The following is a 22642-nucleotide window of genomic DNA, read 5'->3' as shown; positions in this document are numbered from 1 at the left end:
GCTCGGCGGCAAACTGGCGGTTTCCGAAGGAGCCGGCCGGAAGCCCGATGAGGCGCCTCTTCATTGTCGCATTCACAGCTCTGATCGCCGCGGCGCCGATGCCGTCGGCGCGCCTCGTCGCGCACGCGCACGACCACGGCGCCCACGACCGCCGCCACGATCACGACGAAGCGCGGCGCGCGGTCGAGCGCGGCGAAATCCGTCCGCTCGCCGAACTGCTCGGCCGGATTCGCGACAAGCTGCCCGGCGAGATCACCGGCGTCGAGATCGAGCGGCATCACGATCAGTGGCTGTACGAGTTCATCGTGGTCGACAAGGCCGGACGGTTGTACGAAGTCTATGTCGATGCGCTGAGTGGCGAGATCCGTCGCACCAGGGAGAAATGATGCGAGTGCTGGTGGTCGAGGACGACAGCCGGATCGCGTCGGAGCTGGCGCGTGGTCTCGGCGAAGCCGGTTATTTGGCCGAGATCGTCGGGGACGGCGAGGAGGCGTGGTTTCGCGGCGATACCGAAGATTACGCCGCCATCATCCTCGACCTTGGTCTGCCCGGGCTCGACGGCCTCACCATCCTGAAGCGCTGGCGCGACAACGGCCGCCTCACCCCGGTGCTGATCCTCACCGCCCGCGGCAGCTGGGCCGAGCGGGTCGACGGCATCGATGCCGGCGCCGACGACTATCTGCCGAAGCCGTTTCAGATGGAGGAACTGCTGGCGCGGCTGCGCTCGATCGTGCGGCGCTCGGCCGGCCATGCCTCGTCGGTGGTCACCATCGGCGAGGTCACGCTCGACGAGCGGCAGATGCAGGTGAGCGTCGGCGGCAAGCCGGTGTCGCTGTCGCCGCTGGAATATCGGCTGGCGTCCTATCTGGTGCTGCATCGCGGCCGGGTGGTGTCGCAATACGAGTTGGCCGAGAACATCTACGGCCAGGACGACGCCCATGATTCCAACGCCATCGAGGTGCTGGTCGGCCGCGTCCGCCGCAAGATCGGCACCGAGCTGATCGAGACCCGGCGCGGCTTCGGCTACATCGTGCCGGACGAGCGTTCATGAAACACAGCTCGCTGCGGCTGCGGTTGATCGCCGGCGGTGCCGCGGCGATCCTGATCGCGCTCAGCATCGCCGGCTTCGCGCTCACCATCCTGTTCGAGCGCCACGTCACCCGCACCATCGCGGACGATCTCGAAGTCTCGCTGAAGCAACTGCTCGCCGGCATCGAGGCCGGTCCGGACGGAAAGCTCGTGGTGGTGCGACCGCCGACCGATCCGCGGTTCTCCGAGCCGTTGTCGGGGCTGTACTGGCAGGTCGGCGACGACGCCGATCAGCTCGTCCGCTCGCGCTCGCTGTGGGACGACCGGCTGACGGTGCCGATCGATCAGCCCGGCCCCGGGGAGGTGCATCACCACGACATTGCCGGGCCGTTCGGCGCGCGGTTGTCGATCGTCGAGCGCCGGGTGCAGCTCACCATGGCCGGCAAGAGCGTGCCGATCCGGGCCGCGGTGGCGGTCGATCTGGCGCGGGTCGATGCGGCCGGCAAGGCGTTCGCCCGCGATCTCGTGGTCGCGCTCGGGCTGCTCGGCGCAGTGCTGGCGCTCGCCACCTCGGTGCAGGTGATGCTCGGCCTGCGGCCTCTCGCGGCGCTGCGCCGGGACGTTGCCGCGATCCGCTCCGGCCGCAGCAGCCGGCTGCCCGAGGCGGTGCCGGACGAAGTCCGCCCGCTGGTCGAGGAGGTCAACGCGTTGCTCGAAGCCCAGGCCCGAGAGATCGAGCGCTCGCGCGACCGCGCCGCCGATCTCGCCCATGGCCTGAAGACGCCGCTGGCGGCGCTGGCGGGCGATGCGGCGCGGCTGCGCGAGCGCGGCGAGGATAAGCTCGCCCGGGACATCGAGGCGGTCGGCGCCGCGATGAGCCGGCACGTCGACCGCGAGCTGGCGCGGGCCCGGCTGCGCGGTGCCGCACGGCGCGGCGAGAGCGTCACGGTCGAGCTGTTGCCGCTGGTGCGATCATTGGTGACGATCCAGTCGCGCACCCCGGCGGGCCGGTCGATCGCCTACGGAATCGAGATCGCCGACTATGTGGCGGTGCCGATCGAGCGCACCGATTTGGCCGAGGTGCTGGGCAATCTGCTCGACAACGCCACCCGCCACGCAAAATCCAGGGTGCGGATCGGCACCGCCTGCGATGCCAACGAATTCTGCATCCTGATCGAGGATGACGGCGAAGGGCTCGGCGAGGCTGCGCGGACCGACGTGCTGTCGCGCGGCATCCGGCTCGATCAGCGCGGCGAGGGCGCCGGGCTGGGGCTGGCGATTGTCCAGGACGTGCTCGACGCCTATGGCTGGAGCCTGCGGCTGTCGCGCTCGGATCTCGGCGGCCTCAAGGCCTGCTGCTGCTCGGCGGTCGCCTCGGCCGGTCCGGGCGGCGCGTGAGCCGGCGCGGCCACCTTGCCATCGCGCGCTCGCGCGCTATATCCCGGTTTTCCCTCACATTCCTTCTGCAGGACCAGCGACATTCGCCATGACCATGACTGATACCGCCAGCGAGACGAAGCCGTTCCAGGCCGAAGTTGCCGAGCTTTTGAACCTGATGGTGCACTCGGTCTATTCCGAGACCGACATCTTCCTGCGCGAGCTGATCTCGAACGCGTCCGACGCGCTCGACAAGCTGCGCTACGAGTCGATCGCAAAGCCCGAGCTGATGGAGAAGGGCGGCGAGCCGACGATCCGGATCATTCCGAAGAAGGCGCCCGACACCCTGACGATCGTCGACAACGGCATCGGCATGGACCGCCAGGAGCTGATCGACAATCTCGGCACCATCGCCAAGTCCGGCACCAAGTCGTTCATCTCAAAGCTCGCCGAGACCAAGGACAGTGCCGGCCTGATCGGCCAGTTCGGCGTCGGCTTCTACGCCGCCTTCATGGTAGCCGATAAGATCACCGTCACCAGCCGCCGCGCCGGTTCGGACGAGGTTTGGGCCTGGACGTCCGTCGGCGGCGCCGGATTCGAGATCGGCCCGGCATCCGAGGAAGCCGCCGCGCGGGTCGAGCGCGGCACCGAGATCGTGCTGCACCTGAAGCCGGACGCCTCGAAATATCTCGAAGACTGGCAGATCGAGCGGATCGTCACCGAATACTCCGACAACATCCAGTTTCCGATTTTGCTGGTGCCGGAAGAAGGCGAACCGCGCCAGATCAATTCGGCCAGCGCGCTGTGGCAGCGCTCGAAATCCGAATTGAGCGAGGACGACTACAAGCAGGCCTACAAGCAGATCGCGGGCGCGTTCGACGAGCCGGCGATGACGCTGCATTATCGCGCCGAGGGGCGGCAGTCCTACGCGGTGATGCTGTTCGCGCCGTCCACCAAGCCGTTCGATCTGTTCGAGCCGGAACGCAAGGGCAAGATCAAGCTCTACGTCCGCCGCGTTTTCATCACCTCGGAAGCCGAGCTGCTGCCGCCCTATCTGCGCTTCCTGCGCGGCGTGATCGACTCCGAGGATCTGCCGCTCAACCTGTCGCGCGAGATGCTGCAGAAGAATCCGCAGCTCGCGCAGATTCGGACCGCGGTGACCGGCAAGGTGATCAGCGAGCTGGAAAGCCTCGCCGAGAAGAAGCCGGAGGACTTCGCCAAGATCTGGGATGCGTTCGGCCCGGTGCTGAAGGAAGGCCTGTACGAAGACTTCGAGCGTCGCGAGAAGCTGCTGTCGCTGGCCCGCTTCACCACCACGGCCGGCGAGAAGCGGTCGCTGAAGCAGTATGTCGAGGCGATGAAGGAGAACCAGACAGATATCTACTATCTGGTCGGCGATTCTCTTGAGCGTCTGAAGTCCAACCCGAAGCTGGAATCGGCGGCGGCGCGGGGCATCGAGGTGCTGCTGCTGACCGACCCGGTGGATGCGTTCTGGACCTCGGCGCAGCTCGATTTCGGTGGCAAGCCGCTGAAGTCGCTCAGCCAGGGCGACGTCAATTTCGATCTGATCCCGAAGCTCGATCAGGACGAGGACAAGAAGGACGAGACCAAGGCCGACGAGGCCACGGTGATCGCGGTGATCAAGGACGCGCTCGGCGATCGCGTCTCCGACGTCAGAGCCTCGCAGCGACTGACGTCGAGCGCGTCGTGTCTGGTGGCGGGCGGCATGGGTCCGGATCGCGAACTGGAGAAGATGCTGGCGCGCGCCAACAAGGGGGCCGGTTCCAAGCCGATCCTCGAGATCAATCTGCAGCACACGCTGGTCGCGGCGCTCGGCGATACCAAGACCGACAAGGCGGAAGCCGCTGATCTTGCGTTCTTGCTGCTCGAACAGGCGCAGATCCTCGACGGCGAATTGCCCGAAGACCCGGCCGCTTTCGCCAGCCGCCTCAACCGGCTGGTGCTGCGCGGCGTCGTTGCGCATGGTTAGCAGCTAGCTAACAAACACGGTTACCAATTTTTTAATCCATGGGCTGCATTCTGCTCGGCATTGTTGTGCCGAGCGGAATGTAATACCATGAGTCGATTTTGTACGAGCGTAGCTGTGGCGGCGGCCATGATGTCGCCGGCCGCGGCAGCCGACATGCCGTATTTCCCTCCCCTTTTGCCCACTGCGCCGGTGTCTTGGAATTGGACCGGCCTGTATTGGGGCGCTCATCTCGGCGGCAGTTTCGGCTCGTCGAGCTTCAGCGACCCCGCCGGCCCCGGCCTCTACGGCGGCGACGTCCGCAGCCCGGCCGCGCTCGCGGGCATCCAGGTCGGCTACAATTATCAGCTGAACGCCAACTGGCTGATCGGCATCGAGGCCGATGTTAGTTCGATGAATGCCAAGGGCACCAACACCTGCATGGCATCGTCGGGGTTGTTGATTTCGTCGAACTGCCGCGTCCGCCAGAATGCGCTGGCGACGCTCACCGGTCGTGCGGGCTTGGTGACCGGCCGCGGCGGCCGCACGCTGCTCTACGCCAAAGGCGGCGCAGCCTTCCTCAGCGAACGGCTCGACATGACGGTCGGCTATCCGTTCGGCACCTCGACCGACGTTAATGACGGTCGCTGGGGATGGACCGTCGGCGCCGGCATCGAACGGGCGCTGGCGCCGGCCTGGTCGGTGAAGTTCGAATACGACTACGCCGATTTCGGCAGCCGCGACATGGCGACGCCGTCGAGCTACCGGCTAGTTCCGGGCGTCGGCTATTTCGCCACCCCGCAGGGTGCGAGCAAGATCGTGCAGGACGTTCACGCCGTGAAGGTCGGCCTCAATCTCAAATTCGGCGGCAACGTCGACACGCGCTTCGACGATTATCATCTGCGCGGGTCCCAGGCTGGCGTCGATGTCGTCGAGCGCGGCGCGGTCGAGGTCGGCGGTCGCGTCTGGTACAGCTCGGGCCGTTTCCAAAAAGACCTCGGCGCCACCGTCGATCAGGGCAGTCAGAACTTTCTGATCTCGCGGCTCGCCTATCAAAACACCGCCGTGTCGGGGGAGGCTTTCGGTCGGATCGAAGGTCCCTACGACACTTTCCTCAAGGGTTTCGTCGGCGGCGGCACGCTGCTGACCGGACATATGAACGACGAGGACTGGATCGCCTCCGAGGGTATCCCCTATTCGAATACGCTGTCGGACCCGGTCAAGGGCAGCATCGCCTACGCGACGCTCGATGTCGGCTACAATCTGGTGCGGGGGCCGGACTACAAATTCGGCGGCTTCGTCGGCTACAATTACTATCGCGAGAACAAATCGGCCTATGGCTGCGTGCAGACCGCAGGCGCCACGTCGGTTGTCTGCGCGGAGCCGATCTCGGCCGCGGTTCTCGGCATCACTCAGAACGACACCTGGCACTCGCTGCGGGTCGGCCTCAACGGCGAGATCGGGCTCGGCCGTGGGTTCAAGCTCTCGGCGGATGCGGCCTATCTGCCGTATGTGAAGACCTTCGGAACCGACACGCATCTGCTGCGAACGGATGTCCCCGATAAGGTCTCGCCGTCGCAGGGCACAGGGCAGGGCGTCCAGCTCGAGGCGATCCTGTCGTATCAGTTGAACAGCGCCTTCAGCGTCGGCGCCGGAGCGCGGTACTGGGCGATGTGGGCGACCACCAACGCCTACACCAATATCTTCGGCACGGAGTGTCCGTGTCAGACCCTGCCGGTCCGCACCGAGCGCTATGGAACCTTCTTGCAGGCGGCCTATAAGTTCGACCAACTCTAGAACGACGTCGCAATCGTTTCGTGACGAGGAAAAACCGCTGGTCGGTCGAAGGCTTCTTGCATAGTCTGCGCCCCAACCAAAACACTGGGAGGCACGCAATGAAGTTCAAACTTCTGTCCGCCGCGCTCGCGGCAACGGCTCTTGTCGCCGTCACGCCGGCTTCGGCGCAAGGCGTCAAGATCGGTATTCTCAACGATCAGTCCGGCGTCTATGCCGATTACGGCGGCAAGTGGTCGCTCGAAGCCGCCAAGATGGCGGTCGAGGATTTCGGCGGCGAGGTTCTGGGCCAGAAGATCGAAATCGTCTCGGCCGATCATCAGAACAAGCCCGACAACGCCGTCGCGATCGCGCGCAAATGGTACGACGTCGACGGCGTCGACATGATCACCGAACTGACCACCTCGTCTGTGGCGCTGGCGATCCAGGATCTGTCGAAGGAAAAGAAGAAGATCGACATCGTGGTCGGGGCAGCGACCTCGCGCATCACCGGCGATGCCTGCCAGCCTTACGGCTTCCACTGGGCGTTCGACACCCATGCGCTGGCGGTCGGCACCGGTGGTGCATTGGTGAAGGCGGGCGGTGACACCTGGTTCTTTCTGACGGCCGACTACGCGTTCGGCTACGCGCTGGAGAAGGACACCAGCGAGATCGTGCTCGCCAATGGCGGCAAGGTGCTCGGTTCGGTGCGGCATCCGCTGAATTCGTCGGACTTCTCCTCGTTCCTGCTGCAGGCCCAGGCGTCCAAGGCCAAGGTCGTCGGCCTCGCCAATGCCGGCCTCGACACCGCCAACTCGATCAAACAGGCGTCGGAATTCGGCATCGTCGCCGGCGGCCAGAAGCTGGCTGGGTTGCTGATGACGCTCGCCGAAGTGCACGGCCTCGGTCTCAAGGCGGCGCAGGGGCTGGTGCTGACCGAAGCCTATTATTGGGATCGCGACGACAAATCGCGCCAGTTCGCCGAGCGCTTCTTCAAGCGCACCAACCGGATGCCGAGCATGATTCAGGCCGGCACCTACTCGGCGACGCTGTCCTATCTGAAGGCGGTCAAGGCCGCCGGCACCAAGGACACCGAAGCGGTGGCCAAGAAGCTGAAGGAGCTGCCGGTCGACGACGCCTTCGCGTCCGGCAAGGTGCAGGCCAATGGCCGCTTCGTCCACGACATGTATCTGTTCGAGGTCAAGAAGCCGGAAGAATCCAAGAAGCCGTGGGATTACTACAAGCTGCTCGCCACTGTGCCGGGCGACAAGGCATTCCCCACCGCGGCCGAGAGCGGCTGCCCGCTCACCAAGTAAGCGCTCGGTCGAGCCTCTGAAATGAAAGCCGGCGCTCTGCAAGGGCGCCGGCTTTGCCTTGAGTAGGTTGCGCCGAGCGTTGTGCAACCTCTCCCGCTTGCGGGAGAGGTCGGATCGCGTAGCGATCCGGGTGAGGGCACTCCTCTCAGCGATCGATAACTCACTGCCTGGGGCGCCCTCACCCCAACCCTCCCCCGCAAGCGGGAGAGGGAGCGCGCTGTGCGTGGCGCGATGCAGCGACAGAAATCAAATGCATCACGCCACCTGCCCATACGCCTTCATCACCTGCTCGCGCAGCACGGCCCAGATCTCACGATGCAGCGCGTGAAATTCGTGGGTCAGGCGGATTTCGAAAATGTCGCGCGGGCGCGGCAGTTCGATCCGCCAATCACCGACGATCCGCGCCGAGGGCCCCGCGGACATGATCACCACCCGGTCCGCGAGTGCGATCGCCTCTTCGAGATCGTGGGTGACGAACAGCACCGCCTTCTTGTGCGCGCTCCACAGCTGCAGCAGCAGATTGCCCATGATCTGCCGGGTCTGCGCATCGAGCGGGCCGAACGGCTCGTCCATCAGCAGAATCTTGGGATCGCGGATCAGCACCTGCGCGAGCCCGACCCGCTTCCGCTGGCCGCCGGACAGCATGTGCGGATAGCGCTGCGCGAAGGCGCCGAGCCCGACCGTCTCCAGCCAACCTTGCGCGCGCACCAGCGCCTCGCTGCGCGGCGTGCCGGAGATCTCGAGCCCGATCGCGACGTTGTCGATCGCGGTCTTCCACGGAAACAGCGCATCGGCCTGAAACAGATAGCCGGCCTGCGGATTGAGGCCGTCGAGCGGCGCGCCGAAGATCCGCACCGTGCCGGCGGCGGGGCGCAGCAGCCCTGCCGCGACGTTGAGCAGGGTCGACTTGCCGCAACCGGTCGGCCCGACGATGGCGACGAACTCGCCGTCCGCCACCGTCAGCGTCGCATGCTCCACCGCCGTATAGGTCCGCGCATCGGCGAGCCGGAACGCCACCGTCGCGTCCTGCAGCGCCACCGCCGCATTGTCCGTCTGATTCACGCCCTCTCCCCGCTTGTCTCTTGCCGCGACCATTCAACGCCGCGCGCCGACATGCAAGTCTGGCTTGCGCTCGGCCGTCTCCGGCGGCCATGCTGCGACCATGACGAGCGCAGCTTCGCCGATGATCGCCTATGACCGGATCACCAAGAGTTTCGGCGGCGGCCGGATCAAAGCGATCGACGATGTCTCGCTTTCGGTGCGGCGCGGCGAATTGCTCGCCATCGTCGGCGGCTCGGGCTCCGGCAAAACCACGCTGCTGCGGCTGACCAATCGGCTGATCGAAGCCGATGCCGGCGCGATTGCGATCGACGGCCGCGATATCCAAACCGCCGATCCGATCGCGCTCCGCCGCGGCATCGGCATGGTGTTCCAGAATGGCGGGCTGTTCCCGCACCTCACCGTCGCCGGCAATATCGGGATCACGCCGAAGCTGCTGAACTGGTCGAAGGCGGAGATCGCCGCGCGCGTCGACGAATTGCTCGATCTGGTGCGGCTCGATCCGGCGCAGCACCGGGACCGGCTGCCGCACGAACTCTCCGGCGGCCAGCGCCAACGCGTCGGCGTCGCCCGCGCGCTCGCCGCCAAGCCGGAGATCGTGCTGATGGACGAGCCGTTCGGCGCGCTCGATCCGCTGACCCGCGATGCGCTCGGCGAAGACTTTCGCGCCCTGCACGACCGGCTGCAGCTCACCACCGTGCTGATCACCCACGACATCACCGAGGCGCTGCTGCTGGCCGACCGGATCGCGGTGATGCATCGCGGACGCCTGCTGGCGCTCGGCACCGCGACCGAGCTAGCGGGCAGCCGGGACGCCTACGTCGCCGAGCTGCTGCGGACGCCGCGCCGGCAGGCGCAGCGGCTCGGGGCGTTGCTGCCGCGGGACGGCGCGACATGAGCCTGTTCGCCGATCCGCGCTGGCACGACGCGCTTGGCAATCTGCCCGACTATCTCGGCGCGCATGTTCGGGTCAGCCTGACGGCGCTCGCGCTCGGGCTGATCGTCAGCCTGCCGCTGGCAATCTTCGCCCGGCACCGGCCGGTGTTGCGCAGTGCCCTGCTCGGCTTTGCCGGCGTGGTGCAGACCGTCCCTGGCCTTGCGCTGCTCGCGCTGTTCTATCCGCTGCTGCTGGCACTCGCGGCACTGTCGATGAGCGCGTTCGGCGTCAGCTTCTCCGCCTTCGGTTTCCTGCCTGCGGTGCTGGCGCTGGCGCTGTATTCGATGCTGCCGGTGCTGCGCAACGCCATCACCGGGCTCGATGGTGTCGATCCGGCGCTGATCGAAGCGGCTCAGGGCGTCGGCATGACCGAGCGTCAGGTGCTGACGATGGTCGAGCTGCCGCTGGCGCTGCCGGTGATCATGGCCGGCATCCGCACCGCCGCGGTGTGGGTGATCGGCACGGCGACACTGTCGACCCCGATCGGCCAGACCAGTCTCGGCAACTACATCTTCGCCGGCCTGCAAACGCAGAACTGGATTTTGGTGCTGTTCGGCTGCGCCGCCGCCGCCGTGCTGGCGCTCGCCGTCGATCAGTTGCTGGCTTTGGTGGAAACAGGGCTGCGGAGCGGCAACCGCTGGCGGATCGGACTGGGGTCAGCAGGCATCGCCGCGATCGTGATCGCGACGCTGCTGCCGGGCGTAGCGGCGCGCACCTCTTATGTGATCGGCGCGAAGACTTTCACCGAGCAATATGTGCTCGCCGCATTGCTGCAGCAACGCCTCGACGCCAGCGGTCTGCCGACGACCACGCGCGCTGGCCTCGGCTCAAGCGTCATTTACGACGCGCTCAGAAGCGGCGACATCGACGCCTATGTGGATTATTCCGGCACGCTATGGGCCAATCAGTTCAAGCACCCGGGCATCGCCGCAAGCGATCAGGTGCTCACCGACCTGAAACAGGATCTCGCCAAAGACGGCGTCATGCTGCTCGGCGAGCTCGGCTTCGCCAACGCCTATGCGCTGTTGATGCCGCGCGCCAAAGCCGAGGCGCTGAAGATCCATTCGATCGCCGACCTCGCCGCCCACGCACCCTCGATGACGATCGCCGGTGACTACGAGTTCTTCTCGCGGCCGGAATGGGCCAACCTGCGCAGCGCGTATGGCCTCGCATTCAAGACCGAGCGGCAGATGCAGCCGGATTTCATGTATGCAGCCGTCGCTTCCGGCGAAGTCGACCTGATCGCCGGCTACACCTCGGACGGGCTGATCGCCAAATACGACCTGGTCGTGCTCGACGATCCGAAACAGGCGATCCCGCCCTACGACGCAGTGCTGCTGCTCGCCCCGAAACGCGCGAACGACACCAAACTGCGCACTGCCCTGCAGCCCCTGCTCGGCCGCATCGACATCGAGGCGATGCGCGCCGCCAACCTGCAGGCGGGATCAGGCAGCACACCGGACGTGGCGGCACGGGCGCTGTGGGACCGCGTGAAGTAGGTCTCGACGTAAGGAGCGTTTTGCCCCGTGCTCGACGAGCCACCTCGCTTCGGCAGCACCAACTCCGATCTCCTTCGAATTGTGATCAGCCATTGAGGCCGCTACAGGAGCGTTCGACAGTTTGGGGGCAAACCCGTTCGAAAGCGTCGCCGCTACCGACGTGGCGCGTGGTGGCCCAGGTCAGCAAGGCGGCTGCGCTGAAGGCCGCCCCCAGCCAGCAAACGCCATCCCAGCCCGCACCGGCATAGGCCGTCGTTGCGCCGATCGCTCCGATCGCGCTCCCCGCCGAGTAAAACACCATATAGCCGCCGACGAGACGGCTGCGCGCTTCGGGATGGCGCGCAAAAATAACACTCTGATTGGTGACGTGAACGGCCTGCACCGCGAGGTCGAGGACAATAACGCCGACGAGTAGAAGCGGGATCGATGACGGCAGGCACGAGATCATCGCCCATGACAGCAACAACAGCGAAAGCGCCGATCCGGTCGTCCACTGCGCGAAGCCGCGATCGGCGAAACGCCCGGCGCCCATTGCCGCGGTCGCTCCGGCCAACCCGACGAGGCTCAACAATCCGATCTGCGTGCTCGAATAGTGAAATGGCGCGGCGCTCAGCGGCAACACGATCGCGGTCCAGAAGGCGCTGAACGTCGCAAAGATCAAGAGCGCCAAAACACCGCGGACCAGCAACACCCGGTCCCGCAGAAACAAGGCGGGTATGGATCGCAATGTCTCGGCATAGCCGTCGGTGCTGGCCGGCAAAATCTTGCGTGGGAGCACCAGCGTGAGCAGCCCGACCATCACCGACGTGAGAGCAGCCGAGGTGAAGTAGACCGCTCGCCAGCCGCCAAGATCCGCCAGCCCACCGGCAACGACCCGCGCGGCCAAAATGCCGATGACGACGCCGCCGGTGACGCTGCCGACCACCTTGCCACGTTCGGCCGGTGCGGCCAGCGCCGCCGCGAAGGCGACCAGCACCTGCACAGCGACGGCGAGCATCCCCATCACCGCCAAGCTGGCGAACAGAACGGCTTCGGTCGTTGCGGTCGCGACGGCGAGCAATGCGAGGACCGACAAAACACCCTGGCCGACAACGAGGCGGCGGCGATCGACGATATCTCCGAGCGGGACGATGAAGATCAGCCCCAGCCCGTAACCGAGCTGCGTCAGCGTAATGACGAGGCCGATCGCGGCGGCGGGAATTCCGAAGTCCTTCGCGATCGGATCGAGCAACGGCTGGGCGAAATAGATGTTGGCGACGCTGAGGCCAGCGGCAACTGCAAAGATCAGCGTGGTCGTCCGCGATAGTCCTCCCGCCGGCCCGGACCGCTGTCCGGCATCACACGTATCCCGCATCCGCAAGCGCTCCGTCGATTTTAGTCTCGACATGAGACTGCTTGTTCCGAACGAATTCTAGTTCTATTTTAAGACCAGATTGGTGGTGGAGAATGACGACGTGGCCAAACGTGTCAGCCATTGGAATGACGGATGCCCGGTTGCGCGTGCGCTCGATGTGATTGGCGACTGGTGGTCCCTGCTGATCATTCGCGACGCCTTCGATGGCGTGCGGCGCTTCGGCGAGTTTCAGAACAGCCTCGGCATCGCCAAAGGCATGCTGGCCACGCGGCTCCGCGACCTGACCGAACGCGGCATTCTAAAAACGGCACCGGCTTCGGACGGCACCGCTTACAGAGAATACGTGCTGACAAAAAAGGGGAGCGGACTGTTCCTCGTCATCGTCGCGCTGCGTCAATGGGGCGAGGAGCATCTCTACACGGCCAATGAACCGCGGTCCTCCATGATCGACCGTGAGACGCGCGCACCTGTCCCAAGGCTGGAGCTACACGGGAAGAACGGTCGGCGTCTGACTTGGCGCGATACCGAGGTGCTGAAGGTCGTCCGCAAATAACGCCGGACGGACAGTGCACCAGCGCATGTGACAGCCGACCGATCTACGATCGCTCGTGCGCCTTCAGGTCTTCGGCTTCAACCCAAGCCTTTTCGCCACGACCTTGTCGATCCAGCGCGGCGGCAGTTTGGTCGAGAGCCAGAACTGCAGCGGTCCTGGCGTGATCACGTCGTGCGCCTTCGGCGACGGCGCGGTGAGTGCGTCATAGACGCGCTGGGCGATCGTCTCCGGCGGCAGACCGCTTTTGTCCATCTCAGGCAGCAGCGCGCGCAGCTTTTGCAGCGCCGGATAGAACGGCGAGTTCGCAAACCGCGACACGTCCTCCCGCTCGGCCTTGCCCCAGATCGGCGTCTTCACGGCGCCCGGCATGATCACCACGACATCGATACCGAACAGCATCAGTTCGCGCCGCAGCCCGTCCGACAGGCCGTTCAGCGCGTACTTGGAGGCGGAGTACGCGGCCATCAGCGGATTGCCGAACTTGGCGGCAATCGACGACATCATCACGATCCGTCCCGGCGCGCCGCGCAGCGACTGGTCGGCGCCGAGCAGCGGGCCGAACGCTTGGGTCGCGAGGATCGGGCCGATCACGTTGACGTCGAATTGGCGGCGGAATTCATCGGCCGGCAGATCCAGCACCGGGCCAGCCACGGCGATGCCGGCATTGTTGACCAGCCCGGCGAGCGTCTCGCCGTCCAGCGCCGCTCGCACTTCGTCCGCTGCGGCGCGGACCGCGGCTTCATCGGTGACGTCGAACACCAGCGGGGTGAATCCGGACCCCAATTCGACAATCAGCCGCTCGGCATCGCCGCGCTTGCGCACACTGCCGAACACCCGAAATCCCTTGTCCAGCAGCATCCGCGCAATGGCATGACCGATCCCGGTGGACACGCCGGTGACGACGACAGACTTCATGGCTCGCTCCGTTCGAACCGCGGCATCCTATCACAGCAAAACGGGACCGCGTCACCGCGATCCCATTGCCGTTCGTGTCGCCAAGGCCTCGCCACGAGGCCGACCTACCCCTTCTCCCCGCGCGCGGGGAGAGGTGATGACCGCCGAGCGATCAGTTGCCGGCGGCGGCCACTTCGCCCTTGATGACGTCGCCGAAACGCTGCCAGCGTTCGCCCTTGAAGCTCATCATCTGGAACTGATCGATCGGGGCAAAATCGGTCGGCGAGGTGTTGACGGTGACGCCCGGCAGCAGACCGTCGAGCTGGACGCCCTGCATGTTGGCCGCCTGCTTCATCAGGTTCGCGCGGGACAGATCGTCGCCGCACATCCGGAGTGCCTGCTCCATGGTCTGGGCGATGCTGTAGCCGGACAGCACGGTGCTTTCCATCGCCTTGCCTTCGGGGATGTATTTTTCGACGAAAGCATGGAATTTCTTCATGCCGGGATCGTCGTTCCACTGCGGATCGGTCGGGTCCTTGGCGAAGGTGGCGGACACCAGATCCTGCGCGTTGTCGAGGCCGGCCGGCTTCAGCACGGTGCCGAGCGATGACGAGGCGTTCGGCACGATGTGAAGCGGCTTCCAGCCGAGTTCGGCAACCTTCTTGATCGACTGCGCGGCGAACTTGCCGGTGGCGAACGAGAACAGCGTGTCGGCGCCGGACGCCTTCAGCTTGACGATCTGCGAGTCGATGGTCGGCTCGGCGACTTCGTAGCTGGCCTCGGCGACGAGCATCGATGCGGCCTTGTCGCCCAGCCCTTCCTTCAGACCACGGATGTAGTCCTTGCCGAAGTCATCGTTCTGATAGAGCACGCCGATCTTGGCGTTCGGCTTCTCCTTCAACAGATACTTGGCGTAGGCGGTGGCTTCCGCCTGATAGCTGGGCAGCCAGCCCATCGTCCACGGGAACTGCTTCGGGTCGTTCCAGCGCGTAGCGCCGGTGGCGAGGAACAGTTGTGGCGTCTTGCGCGCGTTGAGATATTTCTGGATCGCGACGTTCGAGGCCGTGCCGACATTGCCGAACACCGCGAGCACCTCGTCGCTCTCGACCAGTTTGCGGGTCTGCTCGACCGTCTTCGGCGGCGAGTACGCGTCGTCGTAGGAGATCACGTTGATCTTGCGGCCGTTGATGCCGCCTTCTTCGTTGATCTTCTTGAAGTACGCAGCGTAGGTCTTGCCGAGGATGCCGTAGGCCGAGGCCGGGCCGCTGTATGGCACGGTGTTGCCGAGCTTGATCTCGGTATCGCTGGCACCTGGGCCGTATTTCTTCTGAGCGAGCGCCGGGCCTGTGGCCAGCATCGCGATCGCAGCCGCGAGCGCGGCCACGGAAGTCGTCGTCATACGCATTTTTGATCCTTCTTCTTGCGTTTCCTCGATGCGGCAGACGCCGCGCGAAGCTCTCCCGTTGACCGGGGCTGTTGTGGCGCGTCAGCGACGCGCGTGTTTCAAGTCGTGTTCGTTTGGCTGGCGGCTGCGCCGCCCTGCTCCGCCAGCGCACGCACGTCGGCCGCGGCGGTTTCGACGTGGCGGCGCACCAGCGTCGCGGCGGCGGCTTCGTCACGCGCTTCGATCGCAGCAACGAAATCGCGATGATCGGCGAGCGAACGGTGGCGGATGGCCTCGGACTCGAAGTAGCGCTCCCGCCAGCGCCGGCTCATCAACATCAGCGGCGTCAGCGTGCGCACCAGAATGCGATTCTGGCCGGCGGCGACCAGCGCGAGATGGAATTGAACATCGGCTTCGGCCATATCGCCGCCGGCCTGGATCGTCGACGCGTAGGCATGCAGTGTTTGATGGAGCTTGGAGAGATCGGCGTCGGTCCGCCGCTGGCAGGCCAGCCGCAGCGCCTGCTCCTCGCAGATGATGCGAGCCTCGGTGACGTCGCGGGTGACTTGCGGATCGAAGGTCAGTCCGAGATCGGCCTGCAGCACCAGCGCCTCGAGCCCGCCATCCTCGACGGCGTTGCGCAGATAGATCCCCGATTTCGGCCGGCGTTCGGTGATGCGCATCGCATCCAGCACCGCCAGCGCCTCGCGCACCGAGCTGCGCGCCACCCCGAACCGCTCCGACAGTTCCCGCTCCGACGGCAGCCGATCGCCTTTCGCCAGCCGATGATGCTGCACGAACTCCAGCGTCTTGCGGACCGTATGGGAGGTCTCGGAATTGAGCGGGGGCGTCATAACTGACCCTACCAATCTGGTCAGACCAGATCAAGCAGGCGGGCTGCGGCGGATTGCACCAGCACCAAACGAAAACGGGACCGCGTCGCCGCGATCCCGTTTGCATCGAGTGTATCTGGAAGCCCAGCGCCGAGCACAGCGATCTCCCTCGCCCCGCTGTTGCGGGGAGAGGTGACTACCCGGCTTAGTTCTTCGACTTGTCGACCAGCGCGCCCTTCTTGATCCAGGGCATCATGTCGCGGAGTTTCGCGCCGACTTCCTCGATCGGGTGCTGCGCCAGCTTGGCGCGGGTGGCCTTGAACGAGGTCTGGTTGACCTTGTTCTCGAGCATCCAGTTGCGGGTGAAGATGCCGTTCTGGATGTCTTCCAGCACCCGCTTCATCTCCGCCTTGGTCTCGGCGGTGACGATGCGCGGACCGGTGACGTACTCGCCGTATTCCGCGGTGTTGGAGATCGAGTAGTTCATGTTGGCGATGCCGCCTTCATAGATCAGGTCGACGATCAGCTTCACTTCGTGCAGGCACTCGAAATAGGCCATTTCCGGCGCGTAGCCGGCTTCCACCAGCGTCTCGAAGCCGGCCTTGATCAGCTCGACCAGACCGCCGCACAGCACCACCTGCTCGCCGAACAGATCGGTCTCGCACTCTTCCTTGAACGAGGTCTCGATGATGCCGGCGCGGCCGCCGCCGATCGCCGAAGCGTAGCTGAGGCCGAGGTCGTGGGCATTGCCCGACGGATCCTGGTGGATCGCGATCAGGCTCGGCACGCCGCCGCCGCGCTGATACTCGGAGCGCACGGTGTGGCCCGGGCCCTTCGGCGCGACCATCAGCACGTCGAGGTCGGCGCGCGGCTCGATCAGGTTGAAGTGGACGTTGAGGCCGTGGGCGAACAGCAGCGCCGCGCCCTGCTTCATGTTGTCGTGCAGATGCTCGCGATAGATGTCGGCCTGCAGCTCGTCCGGCGTCAGCATCATCATCACGTCGGCCCACTTGGCGGCCTCGGCGACTTCCATCACCTTGAAGCCGGCGTTTTCGGCCTTCTTGGCCGAGGCCGAGCCCTTGCGCAGCGCGATCGCCACGTCCTTGACGCCCGAATCCTTCAGGTTCAGCGCGTGGGCATGGCCCTGGCTGCCATAGCCGATGACGGCGACCTTCTTGCCCTTGATCAGGTTCAGATCGGCGTCGCGATCGTAGTAAACTCGCATCCTCGTTCCTCTTTCTCGGCGGCCCGTCCCGCCCGTGCTGGTATGATCGGGCCAAGCCGGCCGACCGTTGAATTGCCGCTGGTTTTTAGGGGTCCGGGTGTCCGGACACAAGCCCGCGGCGGCGATTTGTGGCGGTTGGGACAGCATGGCTGCCGCGATACGAAAAACCCGCCGTTTAAGACTTTTGGCTCTCTCAGCCGACCTCCGGCAGTGGCGGCCGGGCGCGGCCGAACAGCAGCATGATGGCGAGGCCCGCGACCACGATCAGCATCCCGGCGAGCCGCAGCGGCCCGAACGTCTCCCCGAACACCAGGCTCGACGCCCCCGCCCCGATGAACGGCACCAATAACGCAAACGGCACCACCTGCGCGGAGCTATAGGCATGCAGCAGCCGTCCCCAGATCCAGTAGCCGATGGTGGTCGAGCCGACCGACAGCGCCAGCATCGCCGCCATTACGCCCGGCGACAGATGCGTCAGCGACTGAACGATGGCCGGGACGCCATCGCTGACCCAGGCGGCAAGCGCCAGCGGCGGCAGCGACGCCAGGCTGATCCAGGCGAATAGATCGAGCATCGGTACGTTGCGTGCTTGCCGCAGCAGCAGATTGGAAAAGGCAAAGGCGATCGGCGCCGTCATGGTGACGGCAAAGGCCAGCAGTGTGAAATCGTAGCCGACGGTGAAGCAGATCATCAGCAGGCCGCAGGCTGCGACACCAATCCCGGCCAGTTGCGCGCGGGTCGGTCGTTCCCCGAGCAGCACCGCCGCAAAGGCAATCGTGAACAGCGCCTGGCTCTGCACGATCACCGCCGTCAGCCCCGCCGGCACACCCTGGGCGATGCCCCAGCTCTGGGTCAGATACTGCCACACCAACAGCAGGCTGATGCCGATCCACACGGTCCAGGCCAGTTGCGGTCGCGGCAGCAGCAGGCATGGCAATGCGGTGATGGCGAAACGGAGCAGATTGAGCACCGTCGGCGACATTTCGGTCAGGGCGTAGCGTGTGAACACGAAGCCGAGGCCCCAGATCAATGCGATCAGCAGCGCGAGCGCCGTGTCGGCTGGCTTCATTTCGTTTCCGCCCTGCTCGGCCGCGAGGGTCGCGTGCCGTTGATGGTTCCTAGCTGATCATCGGCGCGCGCGTTAGCCTGCCGAGCGCGGACCTGTTCCGCGCAACGATGCCGCACCCGAGCGACGGAACGAAACGCAGGCCGAGCAGGTTGCCACAGCGAACGGCGATCTGAACAAGCCGTCTTCGCCCAATGAAGGAGCTGCATTCCCGTCATGACTCTGATCCCGCACAACGCCCTCGTCGTCGTCGCTGATGGCCGCGGCGCGATTTTGCTGCGCAACACCGGCAAGCCGGCCGAGGTAACGCTGCGTCACGAACGCAAACTCGAGCCGACCAATCTGGACGACGACGGCCCGTCAGGCTCGCGCCCCGAGGATCAGACCAAAAGTCAGACCGACGAGGCAACTTTCGCCAAGCAGCTCACCAACACGCTGAACAAGATGAAGCTCGACGGAGAGTTCGATCAGCTCGTACTGGTCGCCGACCCGCAGACGCTCGGTCAGATCCGCCCGATCCTGCACAAGACCGTCGAGGCTTCGCTGATCCGCTCGCTGGCGAAGGATCTCACCAACCACCCGCTCGACCAGATCGCCGAGGCGATCGCGGCGTAGCGGCATTACTGAAGCCGCCAGTTTGTCTACGTAACGGCGATGATGCCCAGAAGCGTACCCAATCGTGCGCGCACCTCTTCGAGCAGGGAATCTGGTGCGCGCTCCACGATCCGGAACATCCGGGAGCTGCGATGGATGGTCCTGATCTGATCGATTTGGACCGCACCTCGGGTCCTCATTCCTTCGGGGAGCGCGACATTGAAAGGCCAATCGCCCACCTTTGAGGTGATGGGACAGACGATCGCGCGGCTCGATCGCTCATGATACAAGCGCGGAGTCAGGATCAACGACGGGCGTCGTCTGCCCTGCTCCGTGCCGAGGACCGGGTCGAATTCAACCCATGCCACATCCCCGACATCGGGATCGCTCATTTGGGAGAGCGGTGTCGAACCGGCGTTCGACGCGGAGTTTCGGAAAGTTCGTCATCGATCGTGATTTCGCCCCGCGAGTACTCATCGTCGATAATTTCCGAACCGCGATCCGGCCCCCAATCGACCATCGGAGGCTCATTCGCGGGGTCCATCTGCGCGATGAGGTCTTCGAGGCGGTAGCGCGGACGGCGTGGCGCAGCCCTTACGCGCAACTCGCCGGCGTCGGTCCACATCTCGACTTCGCTTCCCGGAGCGATCTTTAAGTCTTCGAGAATCGTCTTGGGCAACCTCAGCGCAGCGCTATTGCCCCATTGAGCCACAAGACCCTTCATACCAGCCTCCGGCGTTTCGGATATCCAATGTATATCCGAAACGCACCGGTGCCAAGGGTTCGCCCCTTACATCCCCTCGGCGCCGCGGCCGATGGCGGCGACGCCGGTGCGGACCACTTCGACCAGCCCGAGCGGGCGCATCAGTTCGATGAACTGATTGATCTTCGACGAGTTGCCGGTGATCTCGAACACGAAGCTCTCGGTCGAGGCGTCGATCACCCGGGCTCGGAAGGCCTCGGCGAGCCGCAGCGATTCGACGCGATGCTCGCCGACGCCCCGTAGCTTGACCATCGCCAGTTCGCGCTCGATCGAACGGCCGCTCAGCGTCATGTCGACGACGCGATACACCGGGACCATGCGGTCGAGCTGGTTCTTGATCTGCTGGATCACCATCGGCGTGCCGGTGGTGACGATGGTGATCCGGGACAAGTGCTTCTGCGCCTCGGTCTCCGACACCGTGAGGCTTTCGATGTTGTAGCCGCGGCCCGAGAACAGCCCGATCACTCGGGCCAGAACGCCGGGCTCGTTCTGCACGATCACCGACAGCGTGTGAGTCTCGTTCGGATCGTGGCGCTCTTCCATGAAGTAAGCGGATGCGGGCTGGGTCATGTCTGTTCTCAGGTTTGAGCCGAATTGTCAGTGAGCGTCATTGCCGGGCTTGACCCGGCAATCCATCACTCTTGCGAAGATCGATGGATGCGCGGGTCAAGCCCGCGCATGACGTCGTTGTTGAAGCCAAGCGCCTTGGATCACACCAGCGCCTTGCCGCCGGCGAAGGCGGCTGCGGTGGCTTCGTCGGTAGCTTCGGCCGGCAGCAGCATTTCGTTGTGCGCCTTGCCCGACGGGATCATCGGGAAGCAATTCTCCAGCGCGGCAACGCGGCAGTCGAACAGCACCGGCTTGTTGACCTTGATCATGTCCTGGATCGCGCCGTCGAGATCCGACGGCTTGAACACCTGCATGCCGACCGCGCCGTAAGCCTCGGCGAGCTTGACGAAGTCGGGCATCGCCTCGGTGTAGGAATGCGACAGCCGGTTGCCGTGCAGCAGCTGCTGCCACTGCCGCACCATGCCCATGTACTGGTTGTTGAGGATGAAGATCTTGATCGGCAGCTCGTACTGCACCGCCGTCGCCATCTCCTGGATCGTCATCTGCACCGAGGCGTCGCCGGCGATGTCGATCACCAAGCTGTCGCGATGCGCCACCTGCACACCGAGCGCCGCCGGCAGGCCATAGCCCATGGTGCCGAGACCGCCAGAGGTCATCCAGCGCTTCGGCTGTTCGAAGCCGTAGAACTGCGCCGCCCACATCTGGTGCTGCCCGACCTCGGTCGTGATGTAGGTGTCACGGCCGCGGGTCGCCTCGTACAGCCGCTGGATCGCGTATTGCGGCATGATGACGTCGCTGCTCTTCTTGTACGCGAGCGAATTGCGCGCCCGCCAGCTCGCGACCTGCTGCCACCACGGCTTGATGTCCGGCTTCTTGGCCTCGGCCTTGAACACGCCGAGCAGATCCTCGAGCACCGTGGCGACGTCGCCGATGATCGGCACGTCGACCCGGATGTTCTTGTTGATCGACGACGGATCGATGTCGATGTGGATTTTCTTGGCGTTCGGCGCGAACGCGTCGGTGCGGCCGGTGATGCGGTCGTCGAACCGCGCGCCGATGCACAGCATGACGTCGCAACCATGCATCGTCATGTTGGCTTCGTAAGTGCCGTGCATGCCCAGCATGCCGAGCCAGTTCTTGCCCGAGGCCGGATAGGCACCGAGACCCATCAGCGTCGAGGTGATCGGGAAGTCGGTGATCTCGACCAGTTCGCGCAGCAGCCGCGACGCTTCTGGACCGGAATTGACCACGCCGCCGCCGGAATAGATCACCGGCCGCTTGGCATTCGCCAGCAACGCCACCGCCTTGCGGATCTGCGCCGGGTCGCCCTTGGTCTTCGGAACGTAGGAGACATGGACGTCGGCCTTGCGCGGCGGATGATAGGTGCCGGTGGCGAACTGCACGTCCTTCGGCACGTCGACCACCACCGGGCCCGGACGGCCCGACGTCGCGACATAGAACGCTTCGTGCAGCACCTTGGCCAGATCCTCGATCCGGCGCACCAGCCAGTTGTGCTTGGTGCACGGCCGGGTGATGCCGACGGTGTCGCATTCCTGGAAGGCGTCATTGCCGATCAGATGGGTCGGCACCTGCCCGGTGATGCACACCAGCGGGATCGAATCCATCAACGCGTCGGCGAGCGGCGTCACCATATTGGTGGCGCCCGGGCCCGAGGTCACCAGCACCACGCCCGGCTTTCCGGTCGAGCGCGCATAGCCCTCGGCCGCATGGCCGGCGCCCTGCTCGTGCCGGACCAGGATGTGCTGGACGTCGGACTGCTGGAAGATCTCGTCGTAGATCGGAAGGACCGCGCCACCCGGATAACCGAAGATGTGCTCGACACCGTGATCCTTCATCGCGCGGACGATCATCGCCGCACCGGTCATCTGGTTCGGATCGTGGCTGTTGCTGTCGCTCATGTTTAGGCTCCGGATGCGCCTCTGGCGCTGACGTTCGGGTGGTTCGGACAAACTGAAGTCGAAGCGTTCGGACAATAAAAAAGGGCCCTTCAAAGGCCCTCAGCGCACCGTCCGTTCGCGGGGTGGAGTCTATCCACCCCCGGCGGTGCGCCTGGGTACGATGACGAGAAGCAGGTCGGAAATTTTGTGTCGCATTCGGTCGGCTCAGCTTCCCAAAGGTTGCGCGCGGACCATTACCCCTCAAACCCTGAATGTCAAGGAGACGAAGATCCGAACGGATCAAACCTTAGCCGGATTCCAGGAAGCTCGCGAGCGTCAATAACAGGCAGTCGGCATGCCGCGGAGTAAGATGCGCGGATCGATACGCTGGGGCTGCGGCCTTCTGCGGAGGTGGTCGTGCCTGAACCTCCACGCCAGCGTCCCCTGCCCCAAGCGCGTCATTCCGGGGCGCTCGCGCCAGCGAGCGAACCCAGAATCCGGTGGTTCGGGGGTACGTCTGTGTTTCCAAAACTGTGAAATTCCGGGTTCGCG

Annotated in this window: 21 protein-coding genes; 10 read left to right on the top strand and 11 right to left on the bottom strand. The window is 65.0% G+C overall.

Annotated features, from left to right (window positions below; all coding sequences use genetic code 11):
- The first annotated feature begins 47 nt into the window (after nucleotides 1–47).
- The 6 genes from DY468_RS01925 to DY468_RS01900 all read left to right on the top strand — a co-directional run bounded on the left by DY468_RS01925 (nucleotide 48) and on the right by DY468_RS01900 (nucleotide 7461).
- Nucleotides 48–386 carry a PepSY domain-containing protein gene (locus DY468_RS01925; RefSeq protein WP_164601863.1) on the top strand — a complete coding sequence of 113 codons (339 nt, stop codon included), beginning with the start codon at nucleotides 48–50 and terminating at the stop codon, nucleotides 384–386.
- Nucleotides 386–1051, top strand: a complete 666-nt coding sequence (locus DY468_RS01920; RefSeq protein ID WP_164601861.1) for a response regulator transcription factor — start codon at nucleotides 386–388, stop codon at nucleotides 1049–1051. Before DY468_RS01925 ends, DY468_RS01920 begins: the two co-directional genes overlap by 1 nt.
- Entirely contained in the window at nucleotides 1048–2427 is a 1380-nt protein-coding gene (locus DY468_RS01915) for a sensor histidine kinase (RefSeq protein ID WP_164601859.1), read from the top strand. Before DY468_RS01920 ends, DY468_RS01915 begins: the two co-directional genes overlap by 4 nt.
- Before the next feature lie 88 nt (nucleotides 2428–2515).
- Nucleotides 2516–4396 (top strand): molecular chaperone HtpG, encoded by a 1881-nt coding sequence (gene htpG / locus DY468_RS01910; RefSeq protein ID WP_164601857.1) that lies wholly within the window; start codon nucleotides 2516–2518, stop codon nucleotides 4394–4396.
- A gap of 87 nt (nucleotides 4397–4483) precedes the next feature.
- Nucleotides 4484–6169, top strand: a complete 1686-nt coding sequence (locus DY468_RS01905) for an outer membrane beta-barrel protein (RefSeq protein WP_164601855.1) — start codon at nucleotides 4484–4486, stop codon at nucleotides 6167–6169.
- A gap of 98 nt (nucleotides 6170–6267) precedes the next feature.
- On the top strand, nucleotides 6268–7461 hold the full coding sequence (locus tag DY468_RS01900) for an ABC transporter substrate-binding protein (RefSeq protein WP_164601853.1): 1194 nt from the start codon (nucleotides 6268–6270) through the stop codon (nucleotides 7459–7461).
- A gap of 255 nt (nucleotides 7462–7716) precedes the next feature.
- Here DY468_RS01900 and DY468_RS01895 read toward each other — a convergent pair whose 3' ends face one another.
- On the bottom strand, nucleotides 7717–8556 hold the full coding sequence (locus DY468_RS01895) for an ABC transporter ATP-binding protein (RefSeq protein WP_164601850.1): 840 nt from the start codon (nucleotides 8554–8556) through the stop codon (nucleotides 7717–7719).
- Nucleotides 8557–8623: 67 nt separating this feature from the next.
- On the opposite strand from DY468_RS01895, the gene DY468_RS01890 reads away from it, so the two are divergent.
- On the top strand, nucleotides 8624–9418 hold the full coding sequence (locus tag DY468_RS01890; protein ID WP_502706205.1) for an ATP-binding cassette domain-containing protein: 795 nt from the start codon (nucleotides 8624–8626) through the stop codon (nucleotides 9416–9418).
- A complete protein-coding gene (locus tag DY468_RS01885; RefSeq protein WP_164601848.1) occupies nucleotides 9415–10956 on the top strand; it encodes an ABC transporter permease/substrate-binding protein in 1542 nt (513 codons plus the stop codon). The genes DY468_RS01890 and DY468_RS01885 overlap by 4 nt, the downstream gene beginning before the upstream one ends.
- A gap of 85 nt (nucleotides 10957–11041) precedes the next feature.
- On the opposite strand, the gene DY468_RS01880 is transcribed toward DY468_RS01885, so the two are convergent.
- Entirely contained in the window at nucleotides 11042–12310 is a 1269-nt protein-coding gene (locus tag DY468_RS01880) for an MFS transporter (RefSeq protein WP_164601885.1), read from the bottom strand.
- A 100-nt stretch (nucleotides 12311–12410) separates the two neighbouring features.
- On the opposite strand from DY468_RS01880, the gene DY468_RS01875 reads away from it, so the two are divergent.
- Nucleotides 12411–12863: a winged helix-turn-helix transcriptional regulator gene (locus DY468_RS01875; RefSeq protein WP_164601846.1), complete on the top strand. Its 453-nt coding sequence runs from the start codon at nucleotides 12411–12413 to the stop codon at nucleotides 12861–12863.
- 63 nt (nucleotides 12864–12926) lie between these two features.
- Here the strand turns inward: DY468_RS01875 and DY468_RS01870 are convergent, their stop codons facing one another.
- From DY468_RS01870 to DY468_RS01850, 5 genes are all read right to left on the bottom strand, one after another.
- Nucleotides 12927–13778 (bottom strand): SDR family oxidoreductase, encoded by an 852-nt coding sequence (locus tag DY468_RS01870; RefSeq protein WP_164601844.1) that lies wholly within the window; start codon nucleotides 13776–13778, stop codon nucleotides 12927–12929.
- Nucleotides 13779–13929: 151 nt separating this feature from the next.
- A complete protein-coding gene (locus DY468_RS01865; protein WP_164601842.1) occupies nucleotides 13930–15162 on the bottom strand; it encodes an ABC transporter substrate-binding protein in 1233 nt (410 codons plus the stop codon).
- A gap of 98 nt (nucleotides 15163–15260) precedes the next feature.
- Nucleotides 15261–15995 carry a FadR/GntR family transcriptional regulator gene (locus DY468_RS01860; RefSeq protein ID WP_164601840.1) on the bottom strand — a complete coding sequence of 245 codons (735 nt, stop codon included), beginning with the start codon at nucleotides 15993–15995 and terminating at the stop codon, nucleotides 15261–15263.
- Between the two features lie 184 nt (nucleotides 15996–16179).
- A complete protein-coding gene (ilvC, locus tag DY468_RS01855) occupies nucleotides 16180–17199 on the bottom strand; it encodes a ketol-acid reductoisomerase (RefSeq protein WP_164601838.1) in 1020 nt (339 codons plus the stop codon).
- A gap of 193 nt (nucleotides 17200–17392) precedes the next feature.
- On the bottom strand, nucleotides 17393–18268 hold the full coding sequence (locus DY468_RS01850; RefSeq protein WP_164601836.1) for an EamA family transporter: 876 nt from the start codon (nucleotides 18266–18268) through the stop codon (nucleotides 17393–17395).
- Nucleotides 18269–18481: 213 nt separating this feature from the next.
- Between DY468_RS01850 and DY468_RS01845 the strand changes: the two genes are divergently transcribed.
- The gene (locus tag DY468_RS01845) at nucleotides 18482–18880 is read left to right on the top strand and encodes a host attachment family protein (RefSeq protein WP_164601834.1); all 399 of its coding nucleotides are present in this window, start codon (nucleotides 18482–18484) and stop codon (nucleotides 18878–18880) included.
- A gap of 26 nt (nucleotides 18881–18906) precedes the next feature.
- On the opposite strand, the gene DY468_RS01840 is transcribed toward DY468_RS01845, so the two are convergent.
- The 4 genes from DY468_RS01840 to DY468_RS01825 all read right to left on the bottom strand — a co-directional run bounded on the left by DY468_RS01840 (nucleotide 18907) and on the right by DY468_RS01825 (nucleotide 22111).
- A complete protein-coding gene (locus DY468_RS01840; RefSeq protein ID WP_164601833.1) occupies nucleotides 18907–19251 on the bottom strand; it encodes a type II toxin-antitoxin system PemK/MazF family toxin in 345 nt (114 codons plus the stop codon).
- Nucleotides 19248–19583 (bottom strand): AbrB/MazE/SpoVT family DNA-binding domain-containing protein, encoded by a 336-nt coding sequence (locus tag DY468_RS01835; protein ID WP_164601830.1) that lies wholly within the window; start codon nucleotides 19581–19583, stop codon nucleotides 19248–19250. Before DY468_RS01835 ends, DY468_RS01840 begins: the two co-directional genes overlap by 4 nt.
- 66 nt (nucleotides 19584–19649) lie before the next feature.
- Nucleotides 19650–20192, bottom strand: coding sequence for an acetolactate synthase small subunit (gene ilvN, locus DY468_RS01830; RefSeq protein WP_107343983.1), 543 nt, complete (start codon nucleotides 20190–20192; stop codon nucleotides 19650–19652).
- Between the two features lie 140 nt (nucleotides 20193–20332).
- The gene (locus tag DY468_RS01825) at nucleotides 20333–22111 is read right to left on the bottom strand and encodes an acetolactate synthase 3 large subunit (protein ID WP_164601828.1); all 1779 of its coding nucleotides are present in this window, start codon (nucleotides 22109–22111) and stop codon (nucleotides 20333–20335) included.
- Nucleotides 22112–22642 lie beyond the last annotated feature (531 nt).

The organism is Rhodopseudomonas sp. BR0M22, from assembly GCF_010907035.1.
GTDB lineage: Bacteria > Pseudomonadota > Alphaproteobacteria > Rhizobiales > Xanthobacteraceae > Rhodopseudomonas.
Note: the sequence above shows the minus strand (reverse complement) of the source record. Positions and strands in the feature narration are given on the sequence as shown.